The 13,348-nt window shown below is 49.5% G+C and carries 18 protein-coding genes; 16 read left to right on the top strand and 2 right to left on the bottom strand.

The window, feature by feature from the left end; genetic code table 11:
- Positions 1 to 13 precede the first annotated feature (13 nt).
- From mnmE to V3C63_RS03345, 13 genes are all read left to right on the top strand, one after another.
- On the top strand, positions 14 to 1,387 hold the full coding sequence (gene mnmE, locus V3C63_RS03405; RefSeq protein ID WP_329886421.1) for a tRNA uridine-5-carboxymethylaminomethyl(34) synthesis GTPase MnmE: 1,374 nt from the start codon (positions 14 to 16) through the stop codon (positions 1,385 to 1,387).
- A gap of 34 nt (positions 1,388 to 1,421) precedes the next feature.
- Positions 1,422 to 3,296, top strand: a complete 1,875-nt coding sequence (gene mnmG / locus V3C63_RS03400) for a tRNA uridine-5-carboxymethylaminomethyl(34) synthesis enzyme MnmG (protein ID WP_329886420.1) — start codon at positions 1,422 to 1,424, stop codon at positions 3,294 to 3,296.
- A 1-nt stretch (position 3,297) separates the two neighbouring features.
- Positions 3,298 to 4,005 (top strand): 16S rRNA (guanine(527)-N(7))-methyltransferase RsmG, encoded by a 708-nt coding sequence (gene rsmG, locus V3C63_RS03395; RefSeq protein WP_329886419.1) that lies wholly within the window; start codon positions 3,298 to 3,300, stop codon positions 4,003 to 4,005.
- Positions 4,006 to 4,043: 38 nt separating this feature from the next.
- A complete protein-coding gene (locus V3C63_RS03390) occupies positions 4,044 to 4,880 on the top strand; it encodes a ParB/RepB/Spo0J family partition protein (protein WP_329886418.1) in 837 nt (278 codons plus the stop codon).
- Between the two features lie 42 nt (positions 4,881 to 4,922).
- Positions 4,923 to 5,705, top strand: coding sequence for a ParA family protein (locus V3C63_RS03385; protein ID WP_329886417.1), 783 nt, complete (start codon positions 4,923 to 4,925; stop codon positions 5,703 to 5,705).
- A complete protein-coding gene (locus V3C63_RS03380; protein ID WP_329886416.1) occupies positions 5,692 to 6,594 on the top strand; it encodes a ParB/RepB/Spo0J family partition protein in 903 nt (300 codons plus the stop codon). The genes V3C63_RS03385 and V3C63_RS03380 overlap by 14 nt, the downstream gene beginning before the upstream one ends.
- 9 nt (positions 6,595 to 6,603) lie before the next feature.
- A complete protein-coding gene (locus tag V3C63_RS03375; protein ID WP_329886415.1) occupies positions 6,604 to 7,515 on the top strand; it encodes a hypothetical protein in 912 nt (303 codons plus the stop codon).
- 82 nt (positions 7,516 to 7,597) lie between these two features.
- Positions 7,598 to 8,470, top strand: coding sequence for a mechanosensitive ion channel family protein (locus V3C63_RS03370; protein ID WP_329886414.1), 873 nt, complete (start codon positions 7,598 to 7,600; stop codon positions 8,468 to 8,470).
- 19 nt (positions 8,471 to 8,489) lie between these two features.
- Positions 8,490 to 8,684 carry a DUF951 domain-containing protein gene (locus V3C63_RS03365; protein WP_329886413.1) on the top strand — a complete coding sequence of 65 codons (195 nt, stop codon included), beginning with the start codon at positions 8,490 to 8,492 and terminating at the stop codon, positions 8,682 to 8,684.
- A gap of 133 nt (positions 8,685 to 8,817) precedes the next feature.
- Complete coding sequence (locus V3C63_RS03360; protein ID WP_329886412.1) at positions 8,818 to 8,952, top strand: hypothetical protein; 135 nt, start codon at positions 8,818 to 8,820, stop codon at positions 8,950 to 8,952.
- A gap of 7 nt (positions 8,953 to 8,959) precedes the next feature.
- A complete protein-coding gene (locus V3C63_RS03355; protein WP_329886411.1) occupies positions 8,960 to 9,403 on the top strand; it encodes a hypothetical protein in 444 nt (147 codons plus the stop codon).
- Between the two features lie 72 nt (positions 9,404 to 9,475).
- Positions 9,476 to 9,685, top strand: coding sequence for a hypothetical protein (locus V3C63_RS03350; RefSeq protein ID WP_329886410.1), 210 nt, complete (start codon positions 9,476 to 9,478; stop codon positions 9,683 to 9,685).
- 869 nt (positions 9,686 to 10,554) lie between these two features.
- A complete protein-coding gene (locus V3C63_RS03345) occupies positions 10,555 to 11,145 on the top strand; it encodes an NAD(P)H-dependent oxidoreductase (RefSeq protein ID WP_329886409.1) in 591 nt (196 codons plus the stop codon).
- Here the strand turns inward: V3C63_RS03345 and V3C63_RS03340 are convergent.
- A complete protein-coding gene (locus V3C63_RS03340) occupies positions 11,142 to 11,537 on the bottom strand; it encodes a helix-turn-helix domain-containing protein (RefSeq protein WP_425355327.1) in 396 nt (131 codons plus the stop codon). The genes V3C63_RS03345 and V3C63_RS03340 overlap by 4 nt on opposite strands.
- Before the next feature lie 335 nt (positions 11,538 to 11,872).
- On the opposite strand from V3C63_RS03340, the gene rpsF reads away from it, so the two are divergent.
- From rpsF to rpsR, 3 genes are read left to right on the top strand one after another with little or no spacing between them, the layout of a single operon-like run.
- Entirely contained in the window at positions 11,873 to 12,160 is a 288-nt protein-coding gene (gene rpsF / locus V3C63_RS03335) for a 30S ribosomal protein S6 (protein ID WP_273267657.1), read from the top strand.
- A 21-nt stretch (positions 12,161 to 12,181) separates the two neighbouring features.
- Positions 12,182 to 12,625 (top strand): single-stranded DNA-binding protein, encoded by a 444-nt coding sequence (locus V3C63_RS03330; RefSeq protein ID WP_329886407.1) that lies wholly within the window; start codon positions 12,182 to 12,184, stop codon positions 12,623 to 12,625.
- Between the two features lie 11 nt (positions 12,626 to 12,636).
- Positions 12,637 to 12,861: a 30S ribosomal protein S18 gene (rpsR, locus tag V3C63_RS03325; RefSeq protein ID WP_273267654.1), complete on the top strand. Its 225-nt coding sequence runs from the start codon at positions 12,637 to 12,639 to the stop codon at positions 12,859 to 12,861.
- Between the two features lie 75 nt (positions 12,862 to 12,936).
- Here the strand turns inward: rpsR and V3C63_RS03320 are convergent, their stop codons facing one another.
- Entirely contained in the window at positions 12,937 to 13,206 is a 270-nt protein-coding gene (locus V3C63_RS03320) for an acylphosphatase (RefSeq protein WP_329886406.1), read from the bottom strand.
- Positions 13,207 to 13,348: the final 142 nt, after the last annotated feature.

The following is a 13,348-nucleotide window of genomic DNA, read 5'->3' as shown; positions in this document are numbered from 1 at the left end:
AGAGGAGAAAGTCATGCACGTTTTGCAAGACGATGTGATTGCGGCCATTGCCACGCCAACCGGTATTGGTGGCGTCGGCATTGTTCGGATATCCGGAAAAAATGCGATTGCCGTTGCGGATCGGGTTTATCGAAACGCATCCGATCAGCAACTGGCGTCCTTTGAAACACATACGATTCATTATGGTCATTGTTACGATGCGCAGGGTAAGCGAATCGATGAGGTGCTGGTGTCGATCATGAAGGCACCGCGATCCTATACAGCCGAGGATGTGGTGGAAATTAACTGTCATGGCGGTCCAGTGGCGCTGCACGCGGTGCTCGATGCGGTGATTCGTGCCGGGGCCAGGCTGGCCGATCCGGGGGAATTCACTAGGCGGGCCTTTGTGAACGGGCGCATCGACCTCACCCAGGCGGAGGCGGTGACGGATATCATCGAGGCCAAGACCGCCACCGGTTTAGCCTATTCCGTCAATCAATTATCCGGCGGCCTCTCAAAGAAGTATCAGGCCATGGATGCCGAGCTGCTCCACCTGATGACTTTTATTAACGCTGCTATCGATTATCCGGAATACGACATCGAAACGGTGACCAGCGGCACTTTAGAGCGGGCGATTGGCGGCTTGCTCGCCTCGGTGGACGCATTGCTCGATTCGGCTCAGATGGGCAAGATTTATCGGGACGGCGTCGATACGGTAATTCTCGGGGAGCCCAATGTGGGGAAATCTTCGCTTTTAAACAAACTGATTCGGGAAGACAAAGCCCTGGTCACCGATATTCCAGGAACCACCCGGGATGTGGTGGATGCCTATATTAATATTGAAGGGATTCCATTTCACATTATCGATACGGCGGGAATCCGAGAAACCGATGATGTGGTGGAAAAACTGGGCGTGGAAAAATCAAAGCAGATGATGGACCGGGCCGAATTGATTTTGATGATGACAGACGTTTCACGTGAAACCTCAGAAGATGAGGACGCGCTAATAGCAGCGCTTCAGGACAAACCCTATATTCACATTTATAATAAAATGGATTTGAAGGATGAAGCCTTAACCGACCTAAATTCCAACGAAATTGCTTTATCCATCAAGACAGAGACCGGCCTTAACGCCTTGCGCAGGCAGATGGTGGTTATGGTCACTGGCAATCAAACGGAAAAAGCGGCGGACGATGTGATTGTCTCTAATCTTCGCCATGTGAATCTGCTGCGTCAGGTGCGTGAAAATTTAATCAATGCACTGAATAGTTTGTCCATCGGGATGTCGGTGGATATTGTGGCCATTGATTTAGAGGAAGCGCTGGAAAATTTACGTCGGATTACCGGTCAGTCTCTGGGAGATGATATCATTGATCAAATTTTCGCCAATTTCTGCCTTGGCAAATAGACGTAAAAACGATGGAAATTTAAGAAGGAAAAATATGGAATACGCAGCAGGTCATTACGACACCATCGTGATCGGCGCCGGGCACGCAGGCTGTGAAGCGGCCCTGGCGACAGCGCGGATGGGAAAGGAAACATTATTATTGGCGATCAATTTGGATTCAGTGGCGATGATGCCCTGCAATCCGTCGATCGGCGGCACTGGGAAGGGACATCTGGTGCGTGAAATTGATGCCCTCGGAGGTGAAATGGGCAAGAATATCGATGCGACGATGATTCAGTGCCGCATGCTGAACACCGGGAAAGGGCCGGCGGTGCATTCGCTGCGCGCCCAGGCCGATAAAAAGGCCTATCAGTTTCGGATGAAGGCCGTGGTGGAAAACACCGAGCATTTAACCTTGCGTCAGCAGGAAGCGACCAGGCTGATCATCAAAGATCAAAAAATCGCCGGCGTTCAGGTGGTAACCGGCGCGACCTATACCTGCGACACCTGTGTGGTTTGTACCGGGACATATCTCAGGGGAAAGATTTTTATGGGGGAAGTGCAATACGAAGGCGGCCCCAACGGGATGTTCCCGGCGCGTTTTCTTTCGGACTCGTTGGAAGAAGCCGGCTTTCATCTTCAGCGTTTTAAAACGGGAACCCCGGCTCGGGTGGATGCCAAAACCCTGGACTACGCTAAGATGACCGTACAAAAAGGAGACGAGAGCATCACCCCCTTTTCCTTTGAAACAGAAGCGATTGAAATCGATCAGATCGATTGTTATCTGACCTATACCAACGAAGCGACGCATCGGATCATTAATGCAAATCTCGACCGCAGTCCGCTGGTCACCGGCGATGTGGTGGGGGTGGGGCCCCGCTATTGTCCATCCATCGAAACCAAGGTGATGCGTTTTGCGGACAAAGATCATCACCAGATGTTTATGGAGCCGGAGGGCCGCAACACCCAGGAGGTGTATGTGCAGGGGATGTCTTCCTGTTTGCCGGAGGATGTGCAGATCGCGCTTTACCGCACGGTGCCGGGGATGGAGCATGTGGCCTTTATGCGGTCAGCCTATGCCATTGAGTACGACTGTATTCATCCCACTGAGCTCAAGGCGACCCTCGAAAGCAAAAGGATCCGCGGGCTCTTCTTTGCCGGACAAATCAACGGCACCTCTGGCTATGAAGAGGCCGGCGCCCAGGGGATTGTGGCCGGGATCAACGCGGCGCTATTACTTGATCGAAAGGAGCCGATGATATTGGATCGTTCCCAGGCGTATATCGGCGTACTCGTCGATGATATTATTAACGAAGATGCCAGCGAGCCCTACCGGATGATGACCTCCCGGGCTGAATATCGCCTGTTGCTGCGGCAGGATAATGCCGATCTGCGGCTGACGCCCATCGGACATTGGGTGGGGCTTATCTCCGAAGAGCGGTATCAGCGGTTTTTACGGAAAAAAATGGCAATTGCAGATGAGGTTAATCGGATGGCCGGCGTGATGGTCTCTCCTTCGGAAACGGCCAACGCGACGCTGTCCCGATTGGGCACGACGGCATTAAAATCGGGAATGCCGCTGGGGCAACTGATGAAGCGGCCGGAGATCAATTATGCCAACACGGCGGCGCTCGATCCCCGAAGGCCGGCCTTGCCCGACGCCGTCTGCGAAGAGGTGGAGATTCAGCTCAAATATGAAGGCTATATCAACAAGCAGATCAAACAGGTGGAACAGTTTAAAAAGCTGGAAAGCAAACGCATTCCCGAGGGTTTGGATTATAATCATATTGAAGGGCTGCGGCTGGAGGCTGCCGAAAAGCTGAACGCCGTGCAGCCGATGTCCCTGGGACAGGCATCCCGGATTTCCGGCGTTTCGCCGGCGGATATCGCCGTGTTGCACGTGTATCTTGAAAATCATCGAGGGGAATAGTGTGGAGATCAATACATTTAAAAAGCGTGTCGTGTCGGCCTCGCCCGTTTTGCTGAGCGAGGAACAGCTGGAAAAACTGTATCGCTTTATGGAAAGACTGAAGGCCGTGAACGAACACATCAATTTGACCCGGATCACCGACGATGACGCCTTTGTGGAAAAGCATCTGCTGGATTCGTTAGCCTGTCCGATGACGCCAGAAGATCGGCGGGTTATCGACGTCGGCACCGGCGGCGGGTTTCCGGGAATTCCGTTAGCTATCGCCTATCCGGAGAAAAAATTTGTACTGGTCGACGCGACGGCAAAAAAAGTGAAGGCAGTGAAAAAAATCGCGGCGGATCTTGGACTTGCGAATGTTGAATTGACGGCGGCCCGGGCCGAGGCGCTGGGAAAAAATCCGGCGTATCGCGAGCAATTTGACGCGGTGTGTTCCCGGGCGGTGGCGGCCTATGGCATTTTGAGCGAGCTTTGCCTGCCTTTGGTTCGGGTCGGCGGCATGTTTTACGCCTGGAAGGGAGAAAAATATCGGGAGGAAATCGACGCGGCGGTCGACGGCGTCGAGACGCTTGGTGGCGGAGAGATCCGGGTGTCTCAGAATTTACTACTGAAAAACGCGTCGTTTCATGTTATAATTCAGTGTAGAAAAGATGGGCGGACGCCGACGCAATACCCTCGAAATTACGGACAGATCAAGAAAAAGCCGTTGTAGTTAGCATCCGTTTCACGTGAAACCCTGGGAGTCATTAAATGCGAAAGAAAAAGAAAGACCTGAAAGAAAAATCAAAAACGCAAAGCGCCGTGATTCTCATTCCGGTGGAACAGATTATTCCTAATCCCAATCAGCCTCGGAAAACTTTTAAAGATGAAAGTCTGACCGAACTGGCGGAATCCATTCGGACCTTTGGGGTCATTCAGCCGATTCAGGTGCGGAAGGTCGATAACAAGCTTTATGAACTGGTTTCCGGAGAGCGGCGACTTCGAGCATCCAAATTGGCGGGAATGCAGGAGATTCCAGCGATGGAGGTCGCCGTTAGCGACAAGGATTCGGCAGTGATCGCCATCATCGAGAACGTGCAGCGGGAGGATCTGAGTTTTTTCGAAGAGGCGGAAAGCTATCGGCAGTTGATCAAATATTACGATATGACCCAAGAGCAGGTAGCGACCCTCATCGGCAAATCTCAGTCTTTTGTGGCCAATAAAATCCGGCTGCTGAAATTGGACGATCGGGTGATTCAAGCGGTGAAAACCAATCAGCTTTCGGAAAGGCATGCCCGGGCATTGCTTAAAATTCCGGACGAGGCCATCCAACGGGAAGTGATCGATCAAATCCATAAACAGGATTTAAATGTCAAAAAAACTGAGGCCCTGGTTGAAAAAGTCCGCGAAGAGGTGATGACCAATAATTACGATGAAAAAATCACCCCGGGCAAAAAAGCACGCGTTAAATCTTTCATCAATGCGCAGATTTATATTAACACCATCAAATCGGCTTTTAAAGTGGTGAAGGAAAACAAACGGTCGGCCAAATACAAAGAGACAGAAAAAGATGATCGCATTGTGATCACCATTACCATTCCGAAATAAGATGCGAATCATTCCGGAATGCGAACCAAAGAAAGGAATCCCATGTCAAGATCAAGAGTCGTTGCGATCTTTAACCAAAAAGGCGGCGTCGGCAAGACGACTACCTGCATGAATTTGACAACAGCGCTGAGTATGGACGGCTACCGCGTGCTGACCATCGATATCGATCCCCAAGGCAACACGACGAGCGGTTTTGGCTTGGATAAAAATCGACTTGAAAAGAGTATTTACGACGCGCTGATTAACGACTTGGATCTGCGGGAGATCATTTTAACCACAGGATATGACCGGTTAAATATTTTGCCATCAAATATCGAGCTGGCCGGTTCGGAAATCGAGCTGACCAAAATGGCCCAGCGGGAAACCAAACTGCGCAAGGTGATCACGCCGATCAAAGATTATTACGATTTTGTCTTTATTGATTGTCCGCCCTCGCTGGGGCTGTTAACGATCAACGCGCTGGCCGCTTCCGACTCGGTGCTCATCCCCATTCAATGCGAATATTATGCGCTGGAGGGGGTGGGACAGCTGATCAGCACGATCAGTCTGGTTAAAAAGGGATTGAATCCCGCCCTGGATATCGAGGGGGTTTTGCTCACCATGTATGACGGGCGGACCAATTTATCTATGCAGGTGTCTGATGAAGTGACGGATTATTTCAGAAACAAGGTGTATCATACAAAGATTCCGAGAAATATTCGTTTGGCCGAGGCGCCGAGTTACGGCGAGACCATTTTTGAATATGCGCCCAGATCCAAGGGGTCTGTCGCGTATCAGGAATTCGCCAAGGAATTTATCGGGAGGCAGCAACATGGCAACGCGTAAACACAAGGGACTGGGCAAGGGACTGGCCGCCCTCATTTCCGAGGATGTGCATTTTGATAACAGCGGCGATATTATCGCTGGCGATCAGGCCGGTTCGGAGGCTCTGGCGCCGGAGCAACTGGTCTTTGAGGTAGCGATTGACAAAATCAGGCCGAGCAAGGGGCAGCCGCGAAAGCAATTTGACAAACAAGCTTTAGAAGAGCTGTCTGTCTCCATCCAGGAGCACGGCATTTTGCAGCCTTTGGTTGTCAAGCCGGAGGATAAAGGTTATTCGATTATCGCCGGGGAAAGACGGTGGCGGGCGTCCAGGATGGCCGGGCTCAAGCAGGTGCCGGTGATCGTCAAGGATTTGCCTGCCCGGGATGTGATTGAAATCGCACTGATCGAAAATGTGCAGCGGGAAGATCTGAACCCCATTGAAGAAGCAATGGCCTATGAGCATCTGATCAAGGCTTATCATTTGACCCAGGGGGAAATCGGCATCCGCATCGGGAAAAGCCGGACCGCCGTCACCAACACCATGCGACTGCTCAAACTGCCGGAGTCCGTCCGGGAAATGGTGCTGGAAGATCTATTGTCGTCGGGTCATGCGCGGGCTCTTTTGGGATTGGAGGATCCTGGGCAGATGGCAGTCCTGGCCAAAGAGATTGTTCAGAAAAAATATTCGGTTCGTGAAACCGAAAAAAAGGTGCAGGCGCTCAAAAATCCGAAAAAACCTCGTCCAAAAATCGAGCGAGATCCTTATATCGTCGACGTGGAGGATCACCTGCGCGATCAATTTAAGACAGGCGTGCGCATCATTCCCCAAGGGAAAAAAGGAAAGGGCAAGATCGAACTGGCATACTATTCCCTGGAGGATCTGAATCGCATTCTGGATTTATTAAAATAGGAGGTTTGCATGAATCCGAGAAAATTTCATATTCGGCGAAAAATCAATTCATTAACGACGGCACTCATCGGGAATATTTTTAATTTATTGATTATCCTGGTGCTCAAGGGCGTTTTAGACATCATTCAGACCGCGAGCGGCGATGATCGCTATCCTTTGGGATTTGGCATTGCCGCCTTTGCCATCGTGGTAGCCTATTGGGTGTTCTTCACCTATAAAGCCTTTGCCAATTCCACCGATGATGACGACCGGAATTACGGGCCGTATCTGCTGCTGTGCATGCTGCCGATGGTGCTGTTTACGGTTATTGCGCTGCTGATCATGCAATTTGGCGGCAATGCATCCTTTGCCGGCGTGTGGAACGGGCTGACCTTTGGCATCGCGCCGACGCTGTTTTTGTATTTCCCTTATGGGGTGATTTATCATGTTATGGGTGCGAAGATGCCGATAATCGCCTTTTTCCTGGTGGTGCTGGTGTTGATGGTGGCGCTGCAGTCCATCGGCTTTATGTTGGGTAAAAAACAGCGGGAAGTTACCGAAGCCAAGGAACGCCGGCGCAAAGCCCTGGCAGAAAAGCTGCAGGCCGAACAGGCGGAAGCTGAAGCTCAAAGAGCGGCGGCACCTGCTTCGGTGTCAAAAGTCAGATGGCGGGCGGCCGATCACGAACACATGGGGCGCCCGGCTCGAAAAGATCCGTTCAGCGATGTGGAATCGCCCTCGATCATCGAGACGGAAGCCTTTTCGCCCGTTACGGACAAAATGGTTGAAAAAGTCATGAGGGAAGAAAGGCGTAAAGAGCGGGCGGCTGCCCTTCAGGAACGGCGGATGAGAAAGCCGGCCAAGCGCCAGGACGGCGAAAGTTCGGACTGGATTGATCCGAAAAAGATTCGCAAGAAAAACGACCAGGGAGACGGGCAGTAAGCGATCAGCAAAGCGTATTCCAATGCAGCTTCGGCTGCATTTTTTAGCATTTTGACAAAAACTGACCAATCAAAGGAGAAATATGAGCGAGAACGCAACATTTGCATCGGTATTCTGGAAATTTGTGAACGACATCAACACGACAGTGATCATCAACAAACTCATTTCGGTGGCGGTAACTCTGGTGATCATGCTTATCGCCATGCGCATTGCCGACAAGGTCACCCAGAGCATTTTTGTTATCCGTAAGAAAACCGCGGTTACCACCCTGCAGGATGCCAAGCGCAACCGAACCCTGGCCAAAGTAACCAAATCGGCCATTGACACGGTGATCATGGTTTGCGGGATCTTGTTGATTCTCTCGTATTTTATCAATGTCGGGGCGCTGCTGACCGTAGCCGGCGTCGGGACGGTGGCCATTGGCTTTGGGGCCAAGCGCATCGTCGAGGATCTGATCTGCGGTTTCTTTATCGTGTTTCAGGAGCAGTTTTACGTGGGAGATTACGTTGAGATCGAGGACGATCACTACGGCGTGGTGGAAAGCATCGGCACCATGATGACCAAGGTGCGCCTGATTGACGGCAGTCTTTTCATGGTCCGCAACGGGGAAATCAATCATTTGGTGAACTATTCCCGAGGACTGCTCAGCCATGGCGTGGATATCGATATTGCCTATGGCGAGGATGTTGCCCGAGCGATCGATGTGGCCAACCGCGTTTGCGACGAGGTCTATAAAAGCAACGACACCCAGCATTTTCCGGAAAGGCCCCAGGTGGGAGGCGTGGCCCAGATGGATAAAGACGCGGTCACCATTCGGGTTTATGTGAAAAGCGACGCGGCTCATCGCGCGGCGGCGGAGGCTCAAATGCGCCAGATTTTAATGGCAGCGATGGCGACGGCCCGGATCAAGGCGCCGAAGAAAAAAATGATCGTCGAACAAAATGCGGCCGATTAAAAGGAAGGACGTATCGATAATGGAAAAAAAACAATATGCCCTTGGGGACATCGTAATGATGAAAAAGCAGCATCCCTGCGGCACCAATGCGTGGGAAATCATCCGCATGGGCGCCGATATCAAGATCCGCTGCACCGGCTGCGGCCACATCGTGATGCTGCCGCGGCAGAAATTTGAACGGATGCTGAAAAAAATTATCATCGTAAATCAATAACAAGTTGAACATTAACAGTTGAACCATCCATTAGGCAACAAAGACGTTGATGTGTTCCGACTCAAATAGTATCGATGAGATGGTGTTTTATGATGACCTGTTTGATGGAGATTAAACATGAGGAGAGAACCGTATGGCAGAAAACAATGAAATTGTAGAAGCAGGTAAAACCAAGCTGTTGAACATCTTCACGGAAGAGGAAGATAAAATAGAGAACAGACTTATTGGCCATGTCCGATTTCTTGAAGGTGTTTATTGGCAAAATTGAGGTCAAGATGGGTTCGGACACAGCTTGGGAGGTGTTCCATAACATTGAGGGATTCATTGGAGAGATAACTGTAGCAATCAAAGGCGGTTTTGATATATCCAAAATGGGTATGCTCGTTGCGGATTACTCTCATTTCAGCCAGGATATTATTGATGGGCTGAAAGAAGGAGTTTATCATATTGGTCAGTCCAAAAAGATGGCTAGAAATCTGCGCCCGGCCATCTTGGATGAGAACGAGCATCTTGTGAAATTCTTTACTTTGAAGAAGGCAGTTAATCTCTCAAGCGCTCTTTCGGATATTTTGACATTGTCTATGCAGGCTTCGCTTCAACGGATATCCTCTCAGATTGAGGATATTGGCAGAGATGTAAAAGGAACGATCGATTTTATCCGCATGATGAGGATAATGTTGATTTTTGGCTTGAGAAGCCAAAGCAGATGCTTGGTGTAATTGATTCCTATGAAACTATGCTGGCACAGAAAGACAAAGATGTCTTTTACATAGATGTGGAGGATTCTAAAGATGAGTAATGAAGAAAAAGAACGGCGTTGTAAATCGTGTGGAAAATTACTCCTTGATGAAAAACTTCCTTTTTGCAGGAGATGTGTGCTTGAGGGATGCAATAAAGTAGGACAGGTCAGTGGAATCGTTGGTAGATTTGCTATGGCGGCACTTAGTGCGGTTGCGCTTATAAACAACAATTCTGACGGGAATAATGACACTACGGCATGATAGCCTACAGTTTTTGATTATCCCTCGAACGGGTTTAAATTAAAGACTCAGGTGGGTTCAAGTTTACACGAACAAAATCGCCTAAAAATGAAACAAACATAATATAAAAAGCCATATAGGCGTAGTAAAACCGTTGAGATTCCTTTCTTTTTCGGCGAGCGCCGAAGCTTTTTAGGCAAATCAATGTTCTTGATACTAAGCAGTCAGAGATCAATATAACTGTAAAGAGTCTTGGTGCTGGCAATCTGCTTTCTAATGAACAGGTCTTCTTCTAGTGCGCGGCCAATGCAGGCATCTCGAGATCACCCATCTTCGAAGAGCTTTTTCTCAACAAAGGCGATGAAGGTCGCTTTTAAGTAATTTGTAATGCCGATAACATGCTTGCCGATTGTGTTCATAAGCCGTTTGTCCGGCGCGAGCATTATAGTGAAGGACCTTTCCGGAGTAGAGAGTCGCGGCGTCGCGTTTGAATTCGAACAGTATTTGATGCGAAGCTGATCTCCTTGGTGATTCGATTGGAATTCCATCCGTCTTTGGGACGGGTTTGAATCAAAACGCGATGCTCAAATAAAAGATGTTGTCTTCAGTTGTAGTAAAATGTAAGTGGTCCATAGGGATTTCCTCTTTGTAATTGAAGTTTTGTCACTTATATTCTACCAAAGAGGCGCCTTATGTAGTTTTGCATTATATGTTCAACTTGATTTTACAATCAGCCCGAAGAAAAACATTTCAAATCTGCTAAAGACGAAAGCAGCGAAAAAGCCCAAGCATTGTGTTAGACTCAAATAGGCCCGGAAGGTTCCGTTTATAATGGCTGTTTGCATGAGTCCGTATAAACAAAACAGAAATGGAGGAGGAGAAAATAGGGAATGAAACTTTTATTTGTCAACTGCTGTATAAGCCAGCGGGGAAATCGATCCCGCACAATGGCACTTTGCAAGGCCTTTTTGGATAGATACCGCAAGGGACATCCGAAGGATGACATCATTGAAGAAGATATCCGTCAACAGGAAATTCCTTGTTTTAACCGGCCGATGCTTGACCGCAGAGATGCCCTTTTCGCTCAAAGAAAGTTTGATCATCCAATGTATGCCTTTGCTCGAAGGTTTGCCGATGCCGATAAAATTGTGATCGGCGCGCCCTTGTGGGATCTGCTCTTTCCGGCCAGGCTGCGGGCTTATGCTGAACATATTGCTGCAAATGGTATTTGCTATCATTACGATGCGGAAGGCTGTCACGGCGATTGCCGATGTTCGCATCTGGCCTATCTGACCAGCAGCGGCAGCTTCGCGCAGAAGCCGTGCGTACCGGTACTATTCTGGAAGCAGCTTGGAGAGATGTTTGGGATAGCGCGTTTTGATTATATCTTTGTGGGGGGCGTTGATATCAGTCCGGAGCTTGAAAGGAGCGAGATGGCGAAGGCGATAGCCAAGGCTAAAACACTCGGAAAATTTTTTTAAAATTGAAAGGGCCTGCCTGTCAGACTCAGCCTTTTGCCTGCGCAAATACGCAGATGGAAAAGGGTCGGCTTGCCCTTCAGCGAGCGTCCACAATTCTTAAATCCAAGCGGGTGCAACCTTGCGCAGAAAATGCAATTCGGTGAATATCCGCGTTGGCGAAGCTTGACCCAGAAAACGACCAGAGCGGCATTCGGATTGCGTCGGCGCATATCCCGGATCAGCTTCAATTCTTGCTCCATATGCTGGTTAGGATGATGATGCGGTCGCCGGGAACGATCGCGAAGCGATTCGATCGTGCCGTCGTAGCGCCGGAGCCAGCGGTAAACATACTGGCGATACGTATTGTATTTGAGGGCGGTTTTGGTAACACCGTACTTCATCGCAAACGCCATTAAAGATCTGCGATACCTCATGACCCGTGTTATACTGTTCATGCGAGACACTCCTTTGTTATATGTTTTTGTGATGAATTAACGATATCACAAGGAGTGCTCTCGCTTTTACTTTTTTACGATATGTAACACATGTATTGTAATCCTACAGAAAACGTCGAAAAAGCCGAATAAAGAGCTTGATTACGGCGTAAAATCTGATATAATTAGAAAGTTGCAAGTATCCTTGTACAGAGGGTATGCGCTGACGCTGGCGAGAGTCCGGCGCGAAGCAGGCACACCCCTGCCGCAGAGCAGTCCAACCCTGTACCAAAAGACCATAAGGAGGTGAAACCATGAAGGCCTACGAAACCATGTTTGTTTTAGTACCGGAATTGGAAAAGGAAGCGATCGATGCCGAAATCGCCCGCGTGAAAGCCATCATCGAAAAAGCCGGTGAGGTGGAAAACGTCGACGAATGGGGCAGTCGCAAACTGGCTTACACGATCGATAACAAGTATACAGACGGCTACTATGTCGTGATCGACTTTAAGGCGGAAAATTCCGTTCTGGACGACTTGAACCATCTGTACCTGATCAACGATAGCTATATCCGCGATATCATCATTGCAAAGGAAAAATAAGGAAAGAGAAAGGATAAAACCATGAACAAAGTCATGCTGGTTGGCCGATTAGCTCGCGATCCGGAGCTGCGCTCGACGGCGAGCGGCACTTCGATGACGACTTTTGCAGTCGCAGTGGACAGGCGTTTCCAAAGAGACGGTCAGCCCACCGCCGATTTCTTTAATGTGGTTGCTTGGGGGAAACAGGCGGAAGTCATCAGCCAGTATCTGAGCAAGGGGCGCCAGATTGCGCTCAATGGGCGCCTGCAAACGCGGAATTACCAGGCCCAGGACGGCAGCAAGCGCTACGTCACCGAGGTGGTTCTGGAAGAGTTTGATTTTATCGGCAGCCGCAACGACGCCAGCGGCGGCGGTTACAGCAATAACCGCAGCGGTCAGCCGGCGCCGCAAAACAACATGCCGTCGGATGACGATATGGACGATGAATTTCATCTGATGACAGACGATGACGATGTTCCGTTTTAAAGGAGAAAATCATGCCGAGACCATTTAGAAGAAGAAGAAAGGTCTGCGAATTCTGCGAACACGAAGACATGGTCGTGGATTACAAAGACGTCGCCACCTTAAAGAAATACATTTCTGAAAGAGGCAAAATTTTACCGAGACGGGCTACCGGTGCCTGCGCCAAACACCAGCGCAAGATTACCCAGGCGGTTAACCGGGCTCGCAACATGGCACTGCTGCCCTATCAGGCAGATTAAGCCATTATTCATAACCGAATTCAAAAAAACAACAGAAGGAAATTCCTTCTGTTTTTTTATTGCCGATGTATTGAGTTAATAGCGCACACAAAAATCCCTTTCATCCGCGGAGAGCGGGCGCTTCTCCCGGATGATGCGGTCGATGCGAATCCACCGATGATCGTTTAACTGGCCGATAAATAAATCGATATTGGCGGGATCTCCCTGGATCTCCAACTCCACCGAACCGTCATAGCAATTTCGGGCCCAGCCGGTGAGGGCATAGGCCCTGGCCAGCTGGACGGCGGTGTAGCGAAAGCCGACACCCTGGACCCGGCCGAAAACCTGAAGATAATAGCGAAGCATTCAGCGCCACCTCCTGATGTTTCTAACGTGATCTTTGCAGCGTTTATTTAATCACAGAGAACTGAGATCAAAATTAAATTCTTGATTTTTGGTGGGATATGTTATAATAAACAGTCATATGATGACAGCGTTTGGTTTGGCA

This window comes from Pseudoramibacter faecis (genome assembly GCF_036289405.1).
In the GTDB taxonomy this organism is placed as follows: domain Bacteria; phylum Bacillota; class Clostridia; order Eubacteriales; family Eubacteriaceae; genus Pseudoramibacter; species Pseudoramibacter faecis.
Note: the sequence above shows the minus strand (reverse complement) of the source record. Positions and strands in the feature narration are given on the sequence as shown.

Bases quoted from the DNA above. Each gene is read 5' to 3' on its own strand.
- V3C63_RS03365 (WP_329886413.1), top strand. From the start codon at position 8,490: ATGGAAAAAAAACAATATGCCCTTGGGGACATCGTAATGATGAAAAAG.
- V3C63_RS03370 (WP_329886414.1), top strand. From the start codon at position 7,598: ATGAGCGAGAACGCAACATTTGCATCGGTATTCTGGAAATTTGTGAAC.
- V3C63_RS03375 (WP_329886415.1), top strand. From the start codon at position 6,604: ATGAATCCGAGAAAATTTCATATTCGGCGAAAAATCAATTCATTAACG.
- mnmE (WP_329886421.1), top strand. From the start codon at position 14: ATGCACGTTTTGCAAGACGATGTGATTGCGGCCATTGCCACGCCAACC.
- V3C63_RS03350 (WP_329886410.1), top strand. From the start codon at position 9,476: ATGAGTAATGAAGAAAAAGAACGGCGTTGTAAATCGTGTGGAAAATTA.
- mnmG (WP_329886420.1), top strand. From the start codon at position 1,422: ATGGAATACGCAGCAGGTCATTACGACACCATCGTGATCGGCGCCGGG.
- V3C63_RS03320 (WP_329886406.1), bottom strand. From the start codon at position 13,206: ATGCTTCGCTATTATCTTCAGGTTTTCGGCCGGGTCCAGGGTGTCGGC.
- V3C63_RS03380 (WP_329886416.1), top strand. From the start codon at position 5,692: ATGGCAACGCGTAAACACAAGGGACTGGGCAAGGGACTGGCCGCCCTC.
- V3C63_RS03340 (WP_425355327.1), bottom strand. From the start codon at position 11,537: ATGGCGTTTGCGATGAAGTACGGTGTTACCAAAACCGCCCTCAAATAC.
- V3C63_RS03390 (WP_329886418.1), top strand. From the start codon at position 4,044: ATGCGAAAGAAAAAGAAAGACCTGAAAGAAAAATCAAAAACGCAAAGC.
- rpsF (WP_273267657.1), top strand. From the start codon at position 11,873: ATGAAGGCCTACGAAACCATGTTTGTTTTAGTACCGGAATTGGAAAAG.
- V3C63_RS03360 (WP_329886412.1), top strand. From the start codon at position 8,818: ATGGCAGAAAACAATGAAATTGTAGAAGCAGGTAAAACCAAGCTGTTG.
- rpsR (WP_273267654.1), top strand. From the start codon at position 12,637: ATGCCGAGACCATTTAGAAGAAGAAGAAAGGTCTGCGAATTCTGCGAA.
- V3C63_RS03345 (WP_329886409.1), top strand. From the start codon at position 10,555: ATGAAACTTTTATTTGTCAACTGCTGTATAAGCCAGCGGGGAAATCGA.
- V3C63_RS03355 (WP_329886411.1), top strand. From the start codon at position 8,960: ATGGGTTCGGACACAGCTTGGGAGGTGTTCCATAACATTGAGGGATTC.
- V3C63_RS03330 (WP_329886407.1), top strand. From the start codon at position 12,182: ATGAACAAAGTCATGCTGGTTGGCCGATTAGCTCGCGATCCGGAGCTG.
- V3C63_RS03385 (WP_329886417.1), top strand. From the start codon at position 4,923: ATGTCAAGATCAAGAGTCGTTGCGATCTTTAACCAAAAAGGCGGCGTC.